16 protein-coding genes are annotated in these 20,709 nt (G+C 69.2%); 10 read left to right on the top strand and 6 right to left on the bottom strand.

Annotation, left to right across the window (positions count from 1 at the left end):
- Window positions 1-131: 131 nt before the first annotated feature.
- Window positions 132-404, bottom strand: a complete 273-nt coding sequence (locus OHN74_RS41310) for a winged helix-turn-helix domain-containing protein (RefSeq protein WP_327699696.1) — start codon at window positions 402-404, stop codon at window positions 132-134.
- A 147-nt stretch (window positions 405-551) separates the two neighbouring features.
- On the opposite strand from OHN74_RS41310, the gene OHN74_RS41305 reads away from it, so the two are divergent.
- The 3 genes from OHN74_RS41305 to OHN74_RS41295 all read left to right on the top strand — a co-directional run bounded on the left by OHN74_RS41305 (window position 552) and on the right by OHN74_RS41295 (window position 1,845).
- Window positions 552-911: a hypothetical protein gene (locus OHN74_RS41305; protein WP_327699695.1), complete on the top strand. Its 360-nt coding sequence runs from the start codon at window positions 552-554 to the stop codon at window positions 909-911.
- Window positions 912-1,253: 342 nt separating this feature from the next.
- Complete coding sequence (locus OHN74_RS41300; protein WP_327699694.1) at window positions 1,254-1,556, top strand: hypothetical protein; 303 nt, start codon at window positions 1,254-1,256, stop codon at window positions 1,554-1,556.
- Window positions 1,557-1,581: 25 nt separating this feature from the next.
- On the top strand, window positions 1,582-1,845 hold the full coding sequence (locus OHN74_RS41295) for a hypothetical protein (protein ID WP_327699693.1): 264 nt from the start codon (window positions 1,582-1,584) through the stop codon (window positions 1,843-1,845).
- Between the two features lie 17 nt (window positions 1,846-1,862).
- Here OHN74_RS41295 and OHN74_RS41290 read toward each other — a convergent pair whose 3' ends face one another.
- A complete protein-coding gene (locus tag OHN74_RS41290) occupies window positions 1,863-2,129 on the bottom strand; it encodes a helix-turn-helix domain-containing protein (RefSeq protein ID WP_327699692.1) in 267 nt (88 codons plus the stop codon).
- Between the two features lie 217 nt (window positions 2,130-2,346).
- Between OHN74_RS41290 and OHN74_RS41285 the strand changes: the two genes are divergently transcribed.
- Window positions 2,347-2,490 carry a hypothetical protein gene (locus OHN74_RS41285; RefSeq protein ID WP_327699691.1) on the top strand — a complete coding sequence of 48 codons (144 nt, stop codon included), beginning with the start codon at window positions 2,347-2,349 and terminating at the stop codon, window positions 2,488-2,490.
- Between the two features lie 185 nt (window positions 2,491-2,675).
- A complete protein-coding gene (locus OHN74_RS41280; RefSeq protein ID WP_327699690.1) occupies window positions 2,676-6,056 on the top strand; it encodes a type ISP restriction/modification enzyme in 3,381 nt (1,126 codons plus the stop codon).
- Window positions 6,057-6,235: 179 nt separating this feature from the next.
- Here the strand turns inward: OHN74_RS41280 and OHN74_RS41275 are convergent, their stop codons facing one another.
- Both OHN74_RS41275 and OHN74_RS41270 read right to left on the bottom strand, forming a co-directional pair.
- Window positions 6,236-6,781 (bottom strand): hypothetical protein, encoded by a 546-nt coding sequence (locus OHN74_RS41275; protein WP_327699689.1) that lies wholly within the window; start codon window positions 6,779-6,781, stop codon window positions 6,236-6,238.
- Complete coding sequence (locus tag OHN74_RS41270; protein WP_327699688.1) at window positions 6,778-7,959, bottom strand: helix-turn-helix domain-containing protein; 1,182 nt, start codon at window positions 7,957-7,959, stop codon at window positions 6,778-6,780. The genes OHN74_RS41275 and OHN74_RS41270 overlap by 4 nt, the downstream gene beginning before the upstream one ends.
- 216 nt (window positions 7,960-8,175) lie before the next feature.
- On the opposite strand from OHN74_RS41270, the gene OHN74_RS41265 reads away from it, so the two are divergent.
- From OHN74_RS41265 to OHN74_RS41245, 5 genes are all read left to right on the top strand, one after another.
- A complete protein-coding gene (locus OHN74_RS41265; RefSeq protein ID WP_327699687.1) occupies window positions 8,176-10,593 on the top strand; it encodes an AAA family ATPase in 2,418 nt (805 codons plus the stop codon).
- Window positions 10,590-10,997, top strand: coding sequence for a hypothetical protein (locus OHN74_RS41260; protein ID WP_327699686.1), 408 nt, complete (start codon window positions 10,590-10,592; stop codon window positions 10,995-10,997). The genes OHN74_RS41265 and OHN74_RS41260 overlap by 4 nt, the downstream gene beginning before the upstream one ends.
- Window positions 10,998-11,109: 112 nt before the next feature.
- Entirely contained in the window at window positions 11,110-12,927 is a 1,818-nt protein-coding gene (locus OHN74_RS41255) for a DUF4357 domain-containing protein (protein ID WP_327699685.1), read from the top strand.
- The gene (locus tag OHN74_RS41250) at window positions 12,924-14,135 is read left to right on the top strand and encodes an McrC family protein (RefSeq protein WP_327699684.1); all 1,212 of its coding nucleotides are present in this window, start codon (window positions 12,924-12,926) and stop codon (window positions 14,133-14,135) included. Before OHN74_RS41255 ends, OHN74_RS41250 begins: the two co-directional genes overlap by 4 nt.
- A gap of 40 nt (window positions 14,136-14,175) precedes the next feature.
- Window positions 14,176-16,308 (top strand): UvrD-helicase domain-containing protein, encoded by a 2,133-nt coding sequence (locus OHN74_RS41245; RefSeq protein WP_327699683.1) that lies wholly within the window; start codon window positions 14,176-14,178, stop codon window positions 16,306-16,308.
- 26 nt (window positions 16,309-16,334) lie between these two features.
- Here OHN74_RS41245 and OHN74_RS41240 read toward each other — a convergent pair whose 3' ends face one another.
- Together OHN74_RS41240 and pgm are read right to left on the bottom strand one after the other, a co-directional pair.
- Window positions 16,335-17,990, bottom strand: a complete 1,656-nt coding sequence (locus OHN74_RS41240; RefSeq protein WP_327699682.1) for an N-6 DNA methylase — start codon at window positions 17,988-17,990, stop codon at window positions 16,335-16,337.
- A 1,011-nt stretch (window positions 17,991-19,001) separates the two neighbouring features.
- The gene (gene pgm, locus OHN74_RS41230) at window positions 19,002-20,642 is read right to left on the bottom strand and encodes a phosphoglucomutase (alpha-D-glucose-1,6-bisphosphate-dependent) (RefSeq protein ID WP_327699681.1); all 1,641 of its coding nucleotides are present in this window, start codon (window positions 20,640-20,642) and stop codon (window positions 19,002-19,004) included.
- Between the last annotated feature and the right edge of the window lie 67 nt (window positions 20,643-20,709).

Raw genomic sequence — 20,709 nt, 5'->3', positions numbered from 1 at the left:
ACCCTTCAGGCCTTCTTCGCCTTGCGACGCCGTAGCTGGACTCGAACCAGACGAGATCCAGTGTGCTCATGGTCGGCCGTGCCCCTCACTCGGCCAGAATCGCCAGGGCACACCGGGCCGGACGTCGCACGTCAGTCGGCGGACTCGCCAGTCTCAGGCTTGCTCGCGGGCGGCTGCTCGACAACGAACGTGCCTCGCTGGGGAAGGGTGATCACCCATCCTTCGGAGCGCAGCAGCGCAACTGCCTGGCGCGCGGTGTCCCTGGCGATGCCGTAGTCGGCGACCATCTTCGACTCGGACGGGACCGGGTCCTTCGGACGCAGTTCGCCGGACTCGATCTTGCCCCGTATGACTCGCGCCACCTGCTTGTAGATAGGCGTCGGATCGAAACGATCAATTTCCATGACTAGGACGTTAGGTACGTTCTATACGCTGCGCATATGGGCAACGTCCTAGACGTCCTATACAAGATGGAAGTACCGTCCAGAGCGTGAGAACCCCCGCGACGCGGCGAACGTCCGGGGGCATGGCCACCAGCCCCTGAGGAGCTGATGACAGTGAGCATTATCCACGCGTTCACGCGATGGATCCTGGGCGTGCTCGCGCCCGGTACCGGCAGGCGCCGGGCGGATGTGAACGCCGCCGTATGCACCCCCGTGCGTGTTCCCGAGGCGTCCCCTGCGACCGCGCCGTGGCCTCCGGTGCGGCGGTCGCCGTACGGCCTCGGAGGGCCGTTGCCCGGCGAGGCGACGGCCGTGGTCCGGCCGTATGTCGTTCTCGCCGAGCGGGAACGGGAGCGGGAGAGTGAGCGGGCGCGACAGCGTCGACGCCGGGTCGCCATGGCGCTCGCGGCGGACTTCGGCATCGACCTTGACCGGCATGTGGTCGGCGCAGAGGCGGTGGCCCGATGAGTGGGCCGGTTGAGTCGAGGGAGCCGGTTGAGCCGGGCGGGCGGAGCGAGCGTCCCGGGACGGCCCCGGCAGGTCGCGACGGCGACCGGTGCGCGGGCGACGCGGGGCGGACGCGTGTGCCGGTGCGTATGTGTGTGCGCTGCTGTGCGATCACCGATGCGCCGGTGGTCGTCTCCGTGGTGCACCAGGGCTCCGGTCCCGGCTTCACGGTGTACGCGTGCCAGGACTGCGCGCCGGGCTTCCCGCCCGTAACGGATGTGCTGTCACTGCCGCCCGGGTCCCGCCGCGACGGTGGCGAGCGGTGAGGGCGTCGACCCTCGGTCACAGCCCGGTGCGCGAGGCGTGTCACCGGACGCGCGGGGTGCCGTCGTCCCTGCCTGGGGCAGCCGGTTTCCCGATGTGGCGGCGCCGCCCCTCCTGCTCCCCGTCGCAGGCTGCGCGGTGAACGCCGGAACGCCTCCCGAACCGGGCAGGTCCCGCATCACCATCAGCACCTACCGCCTCGACGGCGAGGGGCACTGGGTCGGCGCGGCGGAACCGACCGTGTACGCCCCCGGCGCGGGCACGCTCCCGCCGGTCTCCCTCGGGTGGCCCCCGTGCCGCTGCCCGCGCTGCCGGACCGGCCACGGTCCACGCGGCCGGTAACGGTTCCCGCGGACGTGCCCCGCGGGTGGCCCGCAGGCGACGCCCACCCGCGAGGGCACGGCCCGTAGTCCCCGTCCTGCCGACGCGGGGCACCGGCAAGGGCCCCCCACTCGACCGGATCGCCGAAGCTCAGCGCGAAGGCTGGCTCGCAGAGGTCGAGGGCCTGGAGATCAGCCTGGCCGGGGCCGAGGAGAAACTGGCCCAGCTCAATGCCGCACTCAAGCCCTCGGTGATTCACCTGGGCCTGCCCGCCTTCGGTCAGATCGCCGGGTGGTCCAGCACCCTCTGACCACCTGATCTCTCGGACTATCCAGTAGCAGGGCCGGAGTCCAGCGGAAGCTCAAGATCCGTCGTCTCGTGCGAATCGGTCGGGATGCTGCCCGGTGACCAGCCGAGTACTTCCTCGAAACGGCGGGCAGCGAAGGGGACGGGTGGGCGTCCGCGATCACTCTCGTGGAGCCTGATGGTCGCCTGGCTCAACTGGGTGCGATATGCGAGCTCCCTCACGGAGATGCCCTCGGCTTCCCGGAACTCGATAAGAGCTTTCGCTAGCCGCTCAGATTCTTCGCTCATGGCCAAAGCATTCCGCATCACGAATGCTTTGGTCAGCACCCCGGCCTGGTCCGCACGCAACTTGTACTTCTCGCCGCTCCATCAGGAGCCGAAGCGTTCTCGACGGACTGAACCGGTGCGATCTGGCCCCAACGAGACGGATCGCACCGGTAGTTCGGAGAAGGGGGCGCGGGCATAGCCGTGTTCGTGGCAGTGGTCGAGGACCGTGGCGGGCGCGGTGCGGCAGACGGCGCACGCCCACCCGCCCACCCTGTCGGACATGCCGGGCTTCCTGGTGAGCACCGAGTACAGCTGGCCTTCCAGCTCCGCGTCGTACGGGCGAGGTGAGGCGGTGGGGCCCTCGGGCCTCGTCGTCCGCTGACCGTCGGCGTCCCGGGCCGACCGGGGGAGGGAGGGCGGTTCGGTGACGACCGCGCTCCCTCCGTATGCGAGGTTTTCGGTACATGCCGCCAACTGACCTACATCTACCGGCGTTTGCGACTTGGAATCGCATGGGCATTCTGTATGGGTCTGATCACTGCGCGTGCACGCAGCCTTGGGGGGCCGATGTCACGAGGGGACCTACGGACGGGAAAGGGCACCACCGAATCGGTCGCGGACCTCGTCGCCCGGTTCGGCGAGGAGGTCAGGGCCAAGCTGCAAGGCCCGGCAGGGGCGGTCAGCAGCAGGGAGGACAGCCTCACCGCGCCGGTGGAGCAACTGCTGCGTGGTATGGCCTCGCGGCAACGCCTCAAGCTCACCGCCCACGGTCAGAGCCGTGTCAAGGAACTCGGTATCCGGCCCGACTTCGCCATCACCAGCGGCGGCAGGACGATAGGGCACGTCGAGCTGAAGCAGCCGGGCAAAGGGGCCGATCCGGAGAAGTGGTCGGTGAAGAACCCTGACCGGAAACAGTGGGAGAAGGTCAAGGCCCTCCACAACGTGCTGTACACCGACGGATACCAGTGGGCTGTCTACCGTTTCGGCGTGCGGGTCGGCCCTACCGGAATCCTCGTCGGTGACCTGGAATCCGGTCGTCGGCAACTCGTCGTCGCGGACACCGGGTTCGAGCGCGCCCTCACGCACTTCTTCATGCCGGCGCCCATCGTCCACGGCGGCATCGACGAACTGGTCCGGCGCATCGCCGGAATCTGTGCCCTGCTGCGCGACGAGGTCACCGAACGCCTCACCCGCGAGGAACACGGGGAGGCCGACGCGGCGTTCTCGATCCTGGCCGGGAACTGGAAAGACCTGCTCTTCCCCGACGCCCGTCCGGAGGAGTTCGCGGACCAGTACAGCCAGACGCTGACGTTCGCCGTCCTGCTGGCCCGTCTTGAGCACATCGATCTGGGCAGGCTCACCCTCCCCGAGGTCGCGATCCGATTAGGCAAGCGGCACTCCCTGATGGGCAAGGCGCTGGCGGTGCTGACGGACGACGCCCTCGATGATCTGCGGGGTGTCATCGACCCGTTGATCGACGTCATATCGGCCGTCGACCCCGAGATGTTCAAGGACGAGACCGGAGACGCCTACCTCCACCTGTACGAGGGCTTTCTGGGCGCCTACGACCCGGAACTGCGACGGCGGACGGGGACGTACTACACACCCGGCGAAGTCGTCCGCTTCATGGTCGGGTTCACCGACGAGGTGCTGCGTGAGCGGCTCGGCCAGGAGGACGGGTACGGAAGCGACGACGTCACCGTCGTAGACCCGGCCATGGGCACCGGGACGTTCCTCATCAACGTCATCGACCACGTCGCCAAGTCCCTGTCGCTGAAGTACGGCAGGCACCTCAAGTCCGGGCTCCTGCGGGAACTCTCCGGCCGGTTGGTCGGGCTGGAGAAGCAGACCGGGCCGTACGCGGTCGCCGAACTCCGTGTGCACCACGCCCTCCAGTCCCACGACGCCGATGTCACACGCCGCCCACCGAGGCTCCTGGTGGCCGACACACTCGACGATCCCGCCGTCGAGCACCACCTGGGCTTCATGTACGAGGCGATCGCCCGCCACCGCCGAATGGCGAACAAGATCAAGGCGGACGAGAAGGTCATGGTGGTCATCGGCAACCCGCCCTACCTGCGGGGCGCGAAACAGTCGGGCGTCGGACGCTGGGTCACCGAGGGCAACCCGAACGGCCAAGGCCCGATCCTCACCCGCTTCCACCCCGAGGACAACGGGCGCGTCGGATACGCCCTCGACAACCTCTACGTCTACTTCTGGGCGTGGTCCACCTGGAAGGTCTTCGACCAGCTGACGGCCTCGGGCACACCGAAAGCGCCCAGCGGGATCGTCGCCCTCATCACCAACTCCGGATTCCTGGACAGCGAGGGCGCGGCCGGCATGCGCCACTACCTGCGCGAGGTCGCCGACGAGGGCTGGGTCATCGGTCTCTCCCCCGAGGGCGCCTACTCCGACACACGCACCCGCGTCTTCCAGGACGTGAAGCGGGAGATCTGCATCGCCGTCTTCGTCCGCCACGGCGCTCCGGACGCGGATACACCGGCACGGGTCTGGCGACTCGACGTCCCCGCGGGCACACGCGAGGAGAAGTTCGACTGGCTGGAGGGGCTCGGCCTCGACGGCCACCGCGACGGCACCTCCTGGCAGCTCTGCCCCACACAGTGGACCACGCCTTTTCACGTCACGTCCGACGCCGAGTGGTCGGCCATGCCGCCAGTGGACGCCTTGCTGCCCTGGACGACTTCCGGCAACAAGAACAACCGCAGCTGGCCCGTCTCACCCAGCCGGAAGGTTCTGGAACAGCGCTGGCGCAGGCTCGTCCAGGCTCCGGCGCAAGCCAAAGCGGCGCTGATGAAGAGCACCGGAGACCGCCGCCCGGACAAACCGGAACCACCCCTGCCCGGTCAGCAGGAGAAGGGCAGTCTCGCCGCGGAGAAGGAGACGGTTCCGGTCATCGTCCGGTACGGACGGATGACCTTCGACCGGCAGTACATCATTGCTGACCGGAGAGTGATCGACCGGCCGCGGCCGGCTTTGTGGTTCGCCCACGACGACCGACGTCAGATCTACCTGTCCGAACTCCACACAGAGTCAGGTCGCCCAGGCCCTGCGGTGAGCTTCACCGCCCTCCTGCCCGACATTCATCACTTCAAAGGCACCGAAGGCGGTCGCGTCGCCCCCCTCTATCGCCACCCTCACCAGGCGGAACCGAACGTGACGCCCGGCCTGCTGCGGCTGCTCACCAAGACGCACGGCGTGGCGGTCACCGCCGAAGACCTCTTTGCGTACATCGCGGGTACCGCCGGCCACAGCGGCTACACCCGCCGCTTCACCGCGAACCTCGCCGAGCGGGGCGCCCGTATCCCCCTGACGCGGGACCCGGCGCTGTGGGCGGAGGTCGTGGAGGTGGGCAGGCGCACGGTGTGGATCCACACGTACGGCCAACGCTTCGCCTCTCACCACCCCGGCAGTCCGCCCGGTTCGACCCCGAGGCTCCCCCAGGACGAGCAGCCGGATTGTGTCGTCGCCATCGGAGAGGACGATGGGCCGCCGGAGGACATCTCCTACGACGCGCCCACGCGAACCCTCACGGTGGGCACGGGCTCGATTCGCCCTGTGGCGCCGGAAGTCTGGGACTACCGGATCGGCGGGGTGCAGGTGATCCGCAAGTGGTTCGGCTTCCGCAAGCGCAGGCCGGACGTGGAACGGCAGACTCCGTTGAACGACATCCTGCCCCCGACCTGGCCTTCCCGGTGGACCGTCGACCTCCTGGACCTCATCAACGCGCTCGGGCTCCTCGTGGCCCTCGAACCCCGACAGGCCCGGCTCCTGGACGCCGTGAGCAGCGGCCCGCTCATCACCACCGACGACCTCCGAGGCGAGGGCATCCTGCCCGTGCCCCCTTACGCGGCCAAGGAACCGAAGCCACCGCGAGTGTCCCGGCGCAGCCCCGGACCAGGTCAGGAAGCGCTCGACTTCCCGGACTGACCTACGCGCGACCTGATCAGGTACGCCGCCGAGACGGACGGTGTCGCGGACGCCAAGAGCGCCCACGGCATCTGCCACCACCCCCAGGCCCGTGAAGCAGGCCTGCCCGAACCGACCCAGCCCGGCAGGACCTCGAACCCTGGTAAGCGGCGCGTCTTCCCGACGAGTCCTGCTTCCCGTCAGCGCAACAAGTCCTCCGCCCTTTGTGGAATGCCGCGCAGGTGGCGTCCGGCCTGTTCCATCGCCAGGAGCAGCGAACGGCCGTCGCCGGCCGTGACCAGACCCCCGACGGCGGCCTCACGCATCATGCCGACCGTGTCCTTCACACAGATGCCCCTGCGGTGCGCGTAGCGGCCCGCTTCGCCGTCGTCCGTGATCCACACCGAGCCTGCGAAGCCGCTGCGATGCTCGATGACGACCAGCGTCTCCGCCTCGCCAAGGTGTTGCAGAGGCCGCGCCGAGGCGCCGGCGAAGACGACGCGGCGGACACGGTCCACCAGAGCCGTTTCGGCGGGATCGTCGATCTCGATGGGCTCACCGAGCCATCCGTCGGCCGGGACCTGGCTCAGCGGCGGCCAGTACCGCGCCGACTGCTCCGCCTCAGCTGCCACGGCCTGTGTCCAACGGCCGCGGCCGTCGAGCACCTTCTCCAGGAGGCTCAGCCGGTCGACCGAGGCGAAATTGCACAGCACGGTGTTGTCGGGGAACCAGCAGTGGCGCGTCATGGCTGGAAGACCAGGTCTCCATCGTCCACGTCACTGCCAGACGCCGCGTCCTCCTGCGGAGCCGGTTCGGGTTCCAGCAACTCCCGCATCCTGTCCACGTCCTGGCCCGTGTAGGCGGCCAGCGGGCGTAGCGTCGTGTCTCCCGCGAGGTAGGCGTCGTACAGCAACTGGGCGGGGCGGAAAGGCAGTCGCCTGGCCAGTGACCACGTCTTGCCGGCTTCGAACAGGTCGCTCTGTCCGGTCAACCAGTGGCAGTCCCGCGTCGTGAGTCCGCGCAGCCTGCCCGCAGTCTCCGAGGTGATCAGACGCAACTGCGCGAGCCGTGCCGCGAGTGCGCTGGGAGACACCTGGAAGCGCACGACCAGTGAGGTGAGTTGCTCGTCCGTGAGGCCGTTCTCGCCAACCCACGAGTTGATCTCACTGTGCGGCATCAGGAGGTGGGCGGCGAACACATTGGCCCGCACCTCGGTCAGGTCCTTCTGGCGCCCGGGCGCCAGATGGGTCTCCGTCAGCAGGTCCTGGGCGTCCCTGGCCAGGATGTGACCGAGTTCGTGGGCGAGGGTGAAGCGCTGGCGGGTCGGCGCCTTCGTCCGGGCGATCATGATGAGCCGGAATCCGTCCGCCTGCCAGGCCGCGCCGTCGATTCCGTCCGGCAGAGCGATCTTGGCCACGTCGACGCCGAAGGCACGTTCCAGAGCCTGGACCAGATCGGCCGTGTCCATGTCGCCGATGGTCGGTGAGCCGGTGGCGGCGAGCGAGGCGAGTGCGTCCTCCGCGAGAGCCGCGCCCTGGTCGACGTAGCGCTTCACGTCCGAACGGACAGCGGGCAGCTCCGGCAACCGGGGCGAGAGGCCCAGCAGGTCGATCACCTCGTGTGCCGTGGTGAACCTTTCGACGAGGTCCTTGAGCTGGCCGCGGCCCTGCTCGTCCATTGCCGGAGTGCTCGTGCGGGCGGCGAAGGGGGGGCGGAGTGGTTCACGACCGGTCAGCAGCCAGTCGACGGTGGCGCCGGCGAACTCCGCGATCCGGGCGAGATCGTACGAGGTGAACCTGCGGACGCCACTGAGGGATTTCGACAACTTGTCGGGAGACAGCCCGACTACCTCGGCGAACGCCGCCTGGCTGATCGAGGCCGTCGTCATGACTTTGCGTACACGATCGATTACGGACTCATCCATGAGTTCACCATATGGGCGAGTTGCGAAAATCGCAACACGATGTCATGGGCGCGTGGCCGCGTGACGGCGCGCAGGGTGCGTACACAAATTCGAGTGCATGGATTCACGTAAATGTGTTGACAGTGCTAACACGCTTTCGTCATGCTCGAATCGCCAACAAGACACACCAGCAATCCGCGTGGCCCCTACCGCCGCGCCCGACAACGGGAACCGACCATGACCGATCAGCCTCCTGCGTCCCTGCGCGATCTCCTGCTCCACCGCCTGCACCACTCCGATCTCGCGCCTCAGGTGCGGGAGTTGCTGCGCGCGCTGCTCCCCGAGGAGTCGGCCAGAAGCGGCGGAGGGCGAGCCGGACCCGTGCAGCTCCGGTCCATCACCGCAGCCGGCTGGCGCGGTATCGGTCCGCGGACCACTCTCGAACTGCCGCCCGGGCCGGGCCTGGTCGTGGTCGCGGGTCCCAACGGCTCCGGCAAGTCGAGCTTCGCCGAAGCCGCCGAGACCGCGCTGACGGGGCGCAACTCCCGGTGGGACGGGCGGCGGGCAACCGACTGGCAGAAGGGCTGGCGCAACCTGCACAGTCCCGACGTCACCCCCGAGGTCTGCGTCGAGCTGGCCGTCGGCGAACGGAGCGAGGCGGTCACCCTGCGGCGAACCTGGCATGGGCTCAAGGTCGATGAGGCGCGTACCAAGGTCGAGGGATCGGACGGCTCGGAGCGGAAGCTGGAGGAGGTCGTCGACGCCGAGGCGTTGGACCTGGCCCGGCCCTTCCTGCCGTACAGCGAACTCGGTTCGATGATCAACGGCACGCTCGGCGGCCTGCACGACGCGTTCTTCAAGCTCCTCGGGCTCGAACTGCTCGCCGAGTTCGACGGCCGGGTCAAGGACACCGCGAGTGAGTGCGAGCAGGCGATCAAGCACGCGGACGCACTCACCGCGCGGCTCCTCGACGCGCTGGGCCCGCTCGACGACGCCAGGGCCCGCGAGGCCGCGCAGGCGCTGTCGGGAGCCAAGCGCGACCTCGGCCGGGTACGGGCGCTGTTGGAGAGCCGTACCCCGGCCGCCGAGGCCGAGCTGGCCCTGCTGCGTCGGCACGCGAGCCTCGCCGGGCCGGATCCGGCGGAGGTCCGCGGGGCTGTCGTCCGGCTTAGGGAAGCCGCCATCGGTGCCGAGGAAACCCGGTACGGCAGCGCCGAGGAGGCCCGCCGCCTGGCCCGGCTGCTGGAGGCGGCGGTCGAACACCAGCGGCGCTCGCAGGGCACGGACTGCCCAGTCTGCGGCGCCGAGAACCGGCTGGACCGGGCGTGGGCCGAGCAGGCGCGGGCGGAGGTGGAGCGGCTCCAGACGGAGGCCGCCGGTGCCGAGGCCGCCCGGCAGGAGGTGGCGGTCGCCGTACGGGCCGTGCACGGCCTCGTACAGCCGGTTCCGGTGTGGCTGCGCGGCGAGAACTCCCCGCTCACGGCCCTGTGGCAGGAATGGGCCCTGTGCCGGGACGTCACTCACCCCAGGGAACTGGCGGACCGCGTCGAGCGTGCCGTGGCGGCCCTGGACGACACCTGCCGGCAGGTGCGGGAGGAGGCCGCCGGGCGGCTCGCCGAGCACGACGGTGCCTGGCAGCCGTTCGCCGTACGGCTCGCCGAGTGGCTCGGCGCGGAGGAGGCGGCCGAGGCCGCGCGCGAGCGGCGCAAGCACGCGCGCAAGGCGCGGACCTGGCTGCGGCCGATCGTGGACGAACTGCGCGACGAGCGGCTGCGCCCGTTCGCCCGGCGGTCCCAGGAGGTGTGGCAGAAGTTGTGCGAGCACAGCAGCGTCACGCTCGGATCCGTCACCCTCGCGGGCACTCCCGGTCGCGGCAAGGTAGAACTCGACGTCTCCGTGGACGACATGTCCGCCCCCGCCTACAGCGTGATGAGCCAGGGCGAACTGCACTCCCTCGCACTCTCCCTGTTCCTGCCGCGCGCCACGCACGCGGACAGTCCGTTCGGGTTCCTCGTCATCGACGACCCCGTGCAGTCGATGGACCCGGAGAAGGTCGAGGGTCTGGCCCGAGTGCTTGACGCGTACGCTCAGGACAGACAGGTGATCGTCTTCACCCACGACACCCGGCTCCAGCAGGCCATCGCCCACCTCGGCATCAAGGCGACCGTCCTGCGCGTGAGCCGCCAGACCGACTCGGTGGTGGGCGTGGAGACGCTCACCGACCCGGTGGAACAGGCTCTCGCGGAGGCGCGGGCGGTTTCCTTGGACCCCAACCTGCCGCAGGACGTGGCCGATCACGTGCTGCCCGCCATGTGCAGAGGAGTGGTGGAAGTCGCCTGCTTGGAAACCGTGCGGCGTAGGCTCCGCGACGAGAAGGGACTCGGGCTGCGGGCGGTCGAGGAACGCGTGGAGTCCCTTGAGCGCACCAAGTCGTACGTGTCCCTCGCCCTCCTCGGCGACGAGAAACAGCACGCCCGTGCGGCCGTCGAGCGCATCTGCCCCGGGGGATGGGCGCTGGTCGAAGCCCTCAACTCGGGTGCCCACACTCCCCTGCCGACCGTCGGCGACCGCAAGGAGCTCGTCCGCCGGACCAAGGCGCTCGCGACGGCGATCCGGAACAGCACGGGGACGCAGAGCGCCGGCGGTACCCAATGAGCACGTCGCCGGAGACCCTCGTGACCGCCGCCGGCCGTCTCCTGTTGCCCGAGCCCGGCAGCGTGTCCACTCTGGGCCCCGGCCTGCGCGCCCGTGCCGCCGCGGTCCTGCTCCGCATGGCGCTCGATGAGGCCCTGAACGCCTACTGGCAGCGGGTCACTCCGTCGATGACGCGGATCGGCAAGCACCGGATGCTGTGCCTGGAGTGGTACGCGGGCCACGACACCGCCCGCCGGTGCCGCACCACCTGGGCGGCGCTCAGCGCGGCATGCCACTACCGCACGTACGAACTGCCCCCGGCCCCGGCGGAGGTGCACGCCCGGCTGATGGAGGTCACCTCACTCCTCGCCGCCCTGCGCGGCAGAGCGGGCACGAATTCCGCCACGCCGAAGGGAGACACCTGAGGGCGCGTGCCGCATCCCGGTACGTACTACTCCGCTCGGGGCGCCTTTTGTCAGCGGTGCCCCCTATCGTTCTCGCTGAACGCACGGTGCACGAACGGGAGAAATGGTGACCATGGCCGACGACGGCACGCCGTACCCGGAGTTCCGGCTGAAGCTGCCGAACGGCGGCCCCGAGGCCCGGGGACGGCTGCTGACAGAGAAGGGGACGAACGGGAGCCAGAAGTTCGTCGTCCTGACCGGGTCGCCGGGGCGCCCGGAGGTCGTGCCGTCCTTCCCCGTCCGCATGCCGTCGTCGTACCGGCTGAGGCAGCGACTGATCGAGGACGAAATCCTCGTGGAGTCGGAAATCTGGCCCGGCTGGATGGAGCTCGTTGCGGACGTCGAGTGCAACTCGCCGTCGGCCGCCGCCGAGATCCTGGTCGGTCGCAGCGCCAACGGATGGCTGGAGTGGAAGACCGCGGACGGTCATCCGCTCTCCGACTACTTGGACCAGGTGTGGTGGGGACCCAACCGGGCCTGGCTGGTGCGCGGCTCCAATGTCTCCGGCCTCGACCTCGTCCGGCGTCTGTGGCTGTCCGAGGGGCTGGTGACCCTGCGAGTACGTCACCTGCGACCAGGTGTCGAGCAGGGCACCAGCAAGGACCGGCTGCGCGCCGCCGTCGAGGAGGACTACGCCTCCACCGTGACGTACAACCAGAAGGTGCAGCTGGTCGAGGAACTGCACATGTTCCTCTCCCGGATGCGGCCCGGCGACACGATGTGCACCATCTCGGGCGGTCGGCTGTACGTCGGCAAGATCACGGGAGACGCCGGGCAGCTCGCTTCCGAGGACGGCCGGTCGGATCTGCGCCGACCGGTGGACTGGGCGGACGATGGGCACGCGTACGAGGATCTGCCCGAGGCCCTCCAGCAGAAGCTCTCCGCACAGCATGACGTCGTCGATCTGACCGCCGTGAAGGATCTCATCGACGGCCTGGGGATGAGCGACGAGGACCTGATCGAGGAGGCCGAAGCCGCCGATCGGGACCCGAGTGTGGAGATCCCCGCGCTCACCGCCAGGCGTGAGCTGGAACTGCCCGAGCCCACGGACGAGTTGGCAGAAGAACTCCTCGTGCACGACACCGCCTGGCTGCGAGAGGTGCGTGATCTGCTGTGGGACGAGCGACAGTTGGTGCTGTACGGCCCACCCGGAACCGGCAAGACGTATCTCGCCCTGAAACTCGCCGAGTTCCTCGGCGGCGGGCCCGAGCAGGTCAAGCTCGTGCAGTTCCATCCGTCGTACGCCTACGAGGACTTCTTCGAGGGTTTCCGGCCGCAGGAGGATCCGCAGACCCGGGAGGTCGCCTTCCGGCTCACCGCCGGCCCGCTGCGTGAACTCGCCGATCTGGCCTCCCGCGAGGGCAACCGGCACATCCCGCACTTCCTGATCATCGACGAGATCAACCGCGCCAACCTGGCAAAGGTCTTCGGCGAGTTGTACTTCCTCCTGGAGTACCGCAACAAGTCGGTCCGGCTGACGTACTCCGGCGACGACTTCGCGCTTCCGCCCAACCTCTTCGTGATCGGCACCATGAACACCGCCGACCGGTCGATCGCCCTGGTCGATGCGGCGATGCGCCGCCGCTTCGCCTTCGTCGAACTGTCCCCGCGCACCGAGCCGACGAGCGGGCTGCTGCGCCGCTGGCTCACGCGTGAGGGTCGCGACACCGAACCGGCCGATCTGCTCGACGCGCTCAACTCCCGTATCGACGACGCCGACTTCCGCATCGGACCCTCCTACCTGATGAAGAGCGGCGTCTATCGGGAGGGCGGACTGGAGCGGACATGGCGGACCAAGATTCTGCCGCTGCTTGAGGAGTACCACTACGGGGAGGGCGTGGACGTCGAGAAGCGGTACGGACTCGCCGCCGTGCGGGAGTCGTCGGGGTGACCCGGGTCGTCGAACTCGTCGAGCACGCACCGGCCTTGCGCGTCGCGCTGCCCGACGCTGCCGGACGGGCCCTGGCGGCCGGGGACATAGTGGACGCGGCTCCCGATCCGTACGTTCCGGGGCACTGGTCTCTGCGGGCCGGCAGCAAGGTCGGCGCCGTGGCGGTCGCGGTGCCGGGGAATGACGAGCCGATCACCGTGCGCGTCGCCCCCAAGGTTTCCATCGCCCGCCTGTTCTTCCTTCTCGGGTACAGCCTCGACCCGAAGGGCAGCTGGCGAGACGGGGAAGTCGATGTCACCGGGCACCGCGATCTGCTGCCCGCGCTCGCCCATGCAGTGGAGCGGCAGATCGACCGCGCCCTGCGGCGGGGGCTCCTCCAGGGGTACCGGGTGACCGAGGAGACGTCCCTGGTCGTCCGGGGCCGTATCGGGGAAGCAGAGCAGATACGACGGCGGTTCGGAGCGGCGCTGCCGGTGGAGGTGGAGTACGACGAGTTCACCACCGACATCGCGGAGAACCGCCTGCTGCGCGCTGCCGTCGAGCGCCTCCTGCGGCTGCCCGGCGTACCTCACGATGTTCGTCGGGGACTGCTCCACCAGCGTGCCCGCCTGGCCGAAGTCATGGTGATCGTGCGCGGTCAGCCACTGCCTGCCTGGCAGCCGAGCCGGCTCAACTCGCGCTACCAGCACGCCCTGCATCTCGCCCGTACCGTCTTGGAGAACGCCTCCATCGAGCACGCGGTCGGCGGGCTGCGCGTCGACGGGTTCCTGTTCGACATGAACAGGCTCTTCGAGGACTTCGTGACAGTGGCACTACGGGAAGCATGCCGTGGCCTCGGACACTCGGCGCGGCTGCAGGATCCGCATCACCTCGACGAGGCGGCCGAGATTCGAATGAGGCCCGATTTCGTGCTCTACGGGCAGAACGCCGCCCCGTGCGCCGTGGTGGACGCCAAGTACAAGGCCGAGAAGCGGGCCGGTTTTCCGGACGCCGACCTCTATCAGATGCTCGCGTACTGCACAGCCCTGGGCCTGCGCGAAGGCCACCTGGTGTACGCCAAGGGCAATGCGCCGCACGCGGCCCACACAGTGCGGCACGCGGGCATCGTCATCCACCAGCACGCCCTCGACCTCGACCAGGAACCCTCCGGGCTGCTCTCGGACGTGGCGGAGGTGGCCGCCCGGCTGGTGAGCACCCCGCGCGTATGATCGACCACTGAGTGTCCGTTCTGGGTGGGGAGAGCGCCTCGTGCCGCAGCTCGCGTTCGCCAACAGTTTCTGGGAGAGCTACGACGTCCTTGAGCGCCCCGTCAAAGCCGGCGTACGCAAGGCGATGCAGAAGTTTCAACAGCTCACCGTGCCCGAACTGCAGGCGGACAAGGGATTGCACCTGGAGTCCGTGGAAAACGCGCGTGATCCACGCATGCGGACCATCCGCATCAACGACTTCTGGAGGGGTGTCGTCCTCGCCCCGGACGACGGCAGTGACGTCTTCCTGCTTGTCAACGTCGTCCCCCACGACGACGCCTACACCTGGGCCGCGAAGCGGCTGTACACGACGAACTCCGCGACCCGAGCACTGGAGGTCCGCAACGTCGCGGCGATCGAGCAGCTGACCCCGGCTCTTGAGAAGGCCGCCGAGGCCGCCGATTCGCTGCTCTTCGCGAAGTACTCGGACACGATGCTGCGCGAACTCGGCATCGACGACCAAGTACTTCGGGCCGTGCGGACCATTGTCGACAAGGCGCAGCTACGGGCTTTCGAGACGCTGTTGCCGGAGGACCAGTGCGAGGTGCTGCAGTACCTGGCCGAGGGGTTCAGCCCCGAGGAGGTGTACCGGGACGTGGTCGCCGTCCGGCGGCCCATCGACGCGGGACCCGACCCGGACGAGAGCTTGGCCGTCGTCATCGCCAACACCGCGAGCCGCATCACCCTGGTCACCGGCCCGGAGGAACTCGCCGACATCCTGGAGAAGCCGTTCGCGGCCTGGCGGGTGTTTCTGCATCCCTCCCAGCGCCGGGTCGCCTACCGGGTGTCGTACGGCGGCCCGGTTCAGGTCACCGGCGGCCCGGGGACGGGCAAGACGGTCGCGGCACTGCACAGGGTCAAGCACCTGCTCACCCGCTCCCCGGACGCCCGCGTGCTGCTCACCACGTTCACCAACGCCCTGGCCGCGTCGTTGCGGGAAAACCTGTCCGTCCTCCTGGACGACGAGTCGTTGCTCGCCCGCGTCGAGGTGACCACGGTCAACGCCTACGCGCACGGAATCGTGACCCGCCTCGACGGGCGGGCGCCCTCCCCGATCGGTGACCGGGAGGAGCGGCAGGTGTGGCAGCGGACCGTGAAGAAGCTCGGACTGCCGTGGACGGAACAGTTCCTGGCCCAGGAGTACCGCCACGTCGTCCTCGCCCAGGACCTGCGCACCCTGGACGACTACCGCGCGGCCTCCCGGCGCGGTCGCGGCAGCGCACTGCCGCCGACCAGGCGGGAGCAGCTGTGGCCCGCAGTCGAACTGTTCGAGTCCATGCTGCGCGACCAGAAGGTCACCACTCACCTCAAGGTGTGCGCCCGTGCGGCCGAGCTCCTGGCCACTTCCTCACCCACGCACGACCACGTCGTGGTCGACGAGGCACAGGACCTGCACCCGGCCCAGTGGCGTGTCCTGCGCGGAGCGGTGGCGCCCGGCAGCGACGACCTGTTCATCACAGGCGACCCGCACCAGCGCATCTACGACTCGAAGGTCTCACTCGGTTCGCTGGGCATCTCGGTGGCCGGGCGCACGCACCGCCTGCGCATCAACTACCGCAGTACGGAGGAGATCCTCGCCTGGTCGACGGGCATCCTCACCCCGGTGTCGGTCGATGACCTCGGTGGCGAGGGCAGCGACACCCTGGCGGGTTACCGGTCGCTCCTGCACGGCCGCACTCCACACCTGGATGGGCACGCCTCGGAGCAGGCGGAGATCGCGGCGCTCGTCGAGCGCGTCGAGAGCTGGATCGCGCAGGGCATCCGGCCGTCGGAGATCGGCGTGTGCGCCCGCTTCAACGTGCTGCTCGACAAGGCGTACGACAAGCTGACAGCGGCCCGTGTGCCGGTGGCCCGGGTCAGAGACAATCCGGGGCCGGGCATGGACGGCGTACGACTGGCCACCATGCACGCCATGAAGGGGCTGGAGTTCCGCTGCGTCGCCGTCATCGGTGCGACAGCGAGCGCGCTTCCCTTCGCCCGCGAAGTGACGCCGGCCTCCGTGGACTCGCTGCAGCACGACTCGGACCTGCTCCGGGAGCGGTGTCTGCTGTTCGTGGCGTGCACACGTGCGCGGGAGGCGTTGGCGGTGTCGTGGAGCGGGGCAGCCAGTCCATTCGTTCCGCGGACGACGTGACCGCAGCCCGGCGATATGGCTGGACGTCACTCTTCAGGTGAGAGCGCCCCGTTGCCGAGCCCGTCCCTCGCCAGTGTCGCCGTCTGCTTGCTGAGTTCGGCCACCCTCCGCGCTCCTTCCTCGAACTCCATCAGCGCGCGGAACGCGGCCCCGTACCGGCGCTGTACGGCGATGTCCATCTGCGGGATGCGGGCGCCCTTGCCGTCGAGTCGATAGGTGCCGCTGGCGCTCGTGGACCGCCGGGTGTTCGTCGCGCTGCGCAGAAAACCCTGGAGGTAATCGGTGTCGAGCTGTTCGCTCACCGAGACCGGCTCCGGATCGCCGTATTCGACCAGCCCGGCACGTGCGAGGTCGGCGACACTGACGGACGGCGCTTCCAAGGCACTTGGGGCGATGCCTCCCATCAAGGTCGGCAGCAGGTCGGCCAGCAACCGCACCTGCTCGGCCAGCTCCTGCCGCAGGGCCAGGTACTCGGTCGCGTAGTCGCGATGGGACTCCTCGACGTGACGGCCGGGAGTGAGATCCACGGCGTCGTCGAGGAGTTCGATCAGGGGTACGTCTGCCGTCTGGTTGGGCCCCGGCTCCAGCGGGCCGTCCGGATCGTTCGCCGTGAGGTCGACCATGCGTACCCTGGCGACGGCGTCATCCGGGCTCTGCGGGCGCCGCAGATGCCAGAGATGCACGGGGAGCGCGTGCGATGCAGCGCTCCCCGGTGGGAGGGCGATGATGTCCGTGAGGATGCCGCGCCGCACGAGCTCGGCCCGGATACGGCGGCCGGCCTTGCGGTAGGCGACCGAGGCGGGCATGACCATGAGAACGCGGCCGCCGGGCGCGGTGTGCGCGTAGGCGTGCTGCAGCCAGGCGAGTTCGCCTTCGGCACGCGAGGGTGTGCCAAGTTCCCACCGGGGGTCGAGGAGCAGGTCCTCGCGCCCCCAGTCGGTGGCTCCGACGGGCGGATCACAGACGACGAGATCGGCCTTGAGGTCCGGCCAGCGGTCGTCACGCAAGGAATCCCCAGTGGCGATGTCGACGTCGGCGCGCCCCGTGAGATCCGCTCGCAGCTGCGCGAATCGAGCACTGCGGGCGTCAGCCTCCTGACCGCACCGCGTCGGCCCGTGCTCGGGTCCGACGGTCAACAGGAGTGTTCCGATACCGCACGCCGGGTCGAAGAGGGTCGCGTCAGCGGGCACCTTGCCGGCGAAGCGCCGCACCGCTTGGACGATACGTGGCGAGGTGACCTGGTCCGACCCGGCCCGGCGTACGGAGTCGGTGAAGCGTTCGGTAAGCGCGTTCACCACGTCGCGAGGTGATCCACTCTCGCCGAGTTGCCGGGCCAGTCGTACGGCGTCAGTCGGCAGAGCTTCCGGGGCCTCGCCACCGGCGAACAGCTGGGCGACGTCGGCGAGCCCGCCGATCATGTCGTCACCGTAGACCGCCCGCAGGGCCTGCCACAATTGCACTTCCACGGAGACGTCCTGGCCCTTGCGCTGCTTGTCCAGCCACGTCTGCACCGCGGCCAGGTCAAACAGTGGACTGGTCGCCCCCCCGCCCGCGGGCGGGGGAAAGTCCTCGTACCGCCGCCTCCAGTTGGAGACGGCGGCCCGCGTAACGCCGGCGAGCCTGGCGATCTCGGAGCCGGTGACAAGCGGGCCGCCGACGGACGGAGCGGGGTGGTTTGCCATGGACATCACCGTACACGGACCCCAGGAGTCCATCAATCAAGAGAGACTGTTGACAATGTACACACACCTAAGCCTGTAGCCGGGGTACACTTCACAAAACGGCCGCACAACCAGGAGCCGCCCGCACCAAGAATTCGTTACCCGATCCATCCTCAAGGCGATTCTCTGCCGGTTGAGATCTAGCGTGAGCGCGGCACCCGCAGCCCCATCCACAACGCGCTAGACCCCGAGAAGATCTCCGGCGGCCCCACAGCTCCGGCTCGGCCGTCGCCGTCACGCTCGGCATCACTGACATCACCCTGGCCACCGACACGGCCGGCTCCGGCCACGTCACCGCCTTCGCCCGAAACCTCACCGAGGCCCAGCAGGCCGCCCGTCATGACCGGCCCCCGACGACGTACACCTCACCGCCCCCGAACACCCACCCATCGCGGCCCCCGCGACGAGGACCTCGCACTGCTCTCAGCCGGGGCACACACGGCGTTCGCCACTGCCGCGACGCAGTCAGAGACCGCGCGCGCCAGCACCACCGTGATCGACGTCTCGGCCACCGGTAGGTGACCGACAGTCACGAACGTCGCATTGGCCCTTTCCGCCCTCGGAACCCACCCGTCCCCACCGGCTCAAGAGAGGGCCAACAGGAAGACACGCCGGACAAATACTTCCGAGCGAATCCGAAGCTCTTACGTCCACTTCAGGCTGACGCGAGACCGCGTTTGACACCCAAAATGCCCGGATCTGCCCGATGGCTAGAAGACACGGACGACGATACTCACAGCCCGGATTCGACCCGGATTCGGCCCCAGGAGTTTATTCAGTCAGAAAACATGCCACTGACCTGCGGAAATGAAAGGCGGCAGACGAGTCGGGCTGTACGCCGGGTTCGGTCCGAGGCGGAGCTCAACGCCCGGGCTCCCCCCGCTGCCACTCGCCGCTGCGATCCTGAACGCCCCGTCGGTGTGCCGCCGCCGATCGCAGCGCCGACGGCGGCGTACAGAGGTCTCGTCCGCGTCAGGTGCCGAGCGCCGCGAGCACCACGGACCTTGCCTCCTCCTGGATCCGGTGCAGATGGTCCGGACCGAGGAAGGACTCCGCGTAGATCTTGTAGACGTCCTCGGTGCCCGAAGGGCGGGCAGCGAACCAGGCGTTGGCGGTGGCGACCTTGATCCCGCCGAGGGCTGCGCCGTTGCCGGGAGCCTCGGTGAGCACCTTGGTGACCGGCTCGCCCGCGAGGGTGTCGGCGGTGACCTGGCTCGGGGACAACTTGGCGAGCAGCGCCTTCTGCTCGCGGGAGGCCGGGGCGTCCACGCGCGCGTAGGCGGGGGCGCCGAAGCGGTCGGTGAGCTGCGTGTAGTGCTCCGAGGGCGACTTGTCGGTGACGGCCGCGATCTCGGAGGCGAGCAGCGCCAGGACGATGCCGTCCTTGTCGGTGGTCCACACCGAGCCGTCACGGCGCAGGAAGGACGCGCCCGCCGACTCCTCGCCGCCGAAACCGAGCGTTCCGTCGGACAGCCCGTCCACGAACCACTTGAATCCGACCGGGACCTCGACCAGTTGCCGGCCGACGTCCGCCGCGACCCGGTCGATCATGCTGGACGACACCAGTGTCTTGCCGATCCCGGCGCCCGCGGGCCACTGCTCCCGGTGCGAGAACAGGTACGAGATCGCCACGGCCAGATAGTGGTTGGGGTTCATCAGGCCCCCGTCCGGCGTGACGATGCCGTGCCGGTCGGCGTCGGCGTCGTTGCCCGTGGCGATGTCGAACCGGTCGCGCTGCTCGATGAGCGAGGCCATGGCGTACGGCGAGGAGCAGTCCATGCGGATCTTGCCGTCCCAGTCCAGCGTCATGAAGCGCCAGGTGGGGTCGGCCAGCGGATTCACCACCGTCAGGTCGAGCCGGTGCTGTTCGGCGATACGGCCCCAGTAGGCGACCGAGGCGCCGCCCAGCGGATCGGCGCCGATGCGCACCCCTGCGGACCGGATCGCCTCCAGATCCAGCACGTTCGGCAGGTCGGCGACATAGGCGCCGAGGAAGTCGTGGCGGCCGGTGCCGGGTGCGGCCAGGGCCCGGGTGTAGGGGATGCGCCGTACGTCCTTCAGGCCGCCGGTGATGATCTCGTTGGCGCGGTCCTGGATCCAGGAGGTCGCGTCGGAAGCGGCGGGGCCGCCGTTCGGCGGGTTGTACTTGAAGCCGCCGTCGGCGGGCGGGTTGTGCGAGGGGGTGACCACCACGCCGTCGGCGAGGCCGGACGTGCGACCGCGGTTGTGGGTGAGGATGGCGTGCGAGACGGCCGGGGTGGGCGTGTAACCGTCGGTCTGGTCGATGAGGACGGTCACGTCGTTGGCGGCGAACACCTCCAGTGCCGTGATCCGCGCGGGCTCGGACAGGGCGTGGGTGTCGGCACCGAGGAAGAGGGGGCCGTCGGTGCCCTGGGCGGCACGGTATTCACAGATGGCCTGGCTGGTGGCCGCGATGTGGTCCTCGTTGAACGCGGTCGCGAGGGACGACCCGCGGTGTCCCGAGGTGCCGAAGGCCACCCGTTGCCCGGGTTCGGCAGGGTCGGGGTGCAGCGCGTAGTACGCCGTGACCAGGCGGGCCACATCGATGAGGTCTTCGGGCCCGGCGACCTGTCCCGCTCGCGCGTCCTGCATTTCCCGCTCCTCCGCAAGGGTCGACCGTTGAGTACGTGCCTCATTCTCCTCCGTCCGGCCCGCCGGG

The sequence above is a fragment of the Streptomyces sp. NBC_00459 genome (assembly GCF_036013955.1).
GTDB lineage: Bacteria > Actinomycetota > Actinomycetes > Streptomycetales > Streptomycetaceae > Streptomyces.
Note: the sequence above shows the minus strand (reverse complement) of the source record. Positions and strands in the feature narration are given on the sequence as shown.

What these genes read in the sequence shown, in the direction of transcription:
- OHN74_RS41260 (WP_327699686.1), top strand. Translation starts at nt 10,590, where the DNA reads ATGAGCACGTCGCCGGAGACCCTCGTGACCGCCGCCGGCCGTCTCCTG.
- pgm (WP_327699681.1), bottom strand. Translation starts at nt 20,642, where the DNA reads ATGCAGGACGCGCGAGCGGGACAGGTCGCCGGGCCCGAAGACCTCATC.
- OHN74_RS41255 (WP_327699685.1), top strand. Translation starts at nt 11,110, where the DNA reads ATGGCCGACGACGGCACGCCGTACCCGGAGTTCCGGCTGAAGCTGCCG.
- OHN74_RS41275 (WP_327699689.1), bottom strand. Translation starts at nt 6,781, where the DNA reads ATGACGCGCCACTGCTGGTTCCCCGACAACACCGTGCTGTGCAATTTC.
- OHN74_RS41305 (WP_327699695.1), top strand. Translation starts at nt 552, where the DNA reads ATGACAGTGAGCATTATCCACGCGTTCACGCGATGGATCCTGGGCGTG.
- OHN74_RS41240 (WP_327699682.1), bottom strand. Translation starts at nt 17,990, where the DNA reads ATGGCAAACCACCCCGCTCCGTCCGTCGGCGGCCCGCTTGTCACCGGC.
- OHN74_RS41265 (WP_327699687.1), top strand. Translation starts at nt 8,176, where the DNA reads ATGACCGATCAGCCTCCTGCGTCCCTGCGCGATCTCCTGCTCCACCGC.
- OHN74_RS41310 (WP_327699696.1), bottom strand. Translation starts at nt 404, where the DNA reads ATGGAAATTGATCGTTTCGATCCGACGCCTATCTACAAGCAGGTGGCG.
- OHN74_RS41280 (WP_327699690.1), top strand. Translation starts at nt 2,676, where the DNA reads ATGTCACGAGGGGACCTACGGACGGGAAAGGGCACCACCGAATCGGTC.
- OHN74_RS41270 (WP_327699688.1), bottom strand. Translation starts at nt 7,959, where the DNA reads ATGGATGAGTCCGTAATCGATCGTGTACGCAAAGTCATGACGACGGCC.
- OHN74_RS41290 (WP_327699692.1), bottom strand. Translation starts at nt 2,129, where the DNA reads ATGAGCGAAGAATCTGAGCGGCTAGCGAAAGCTCTTATCGAGTTCCGG.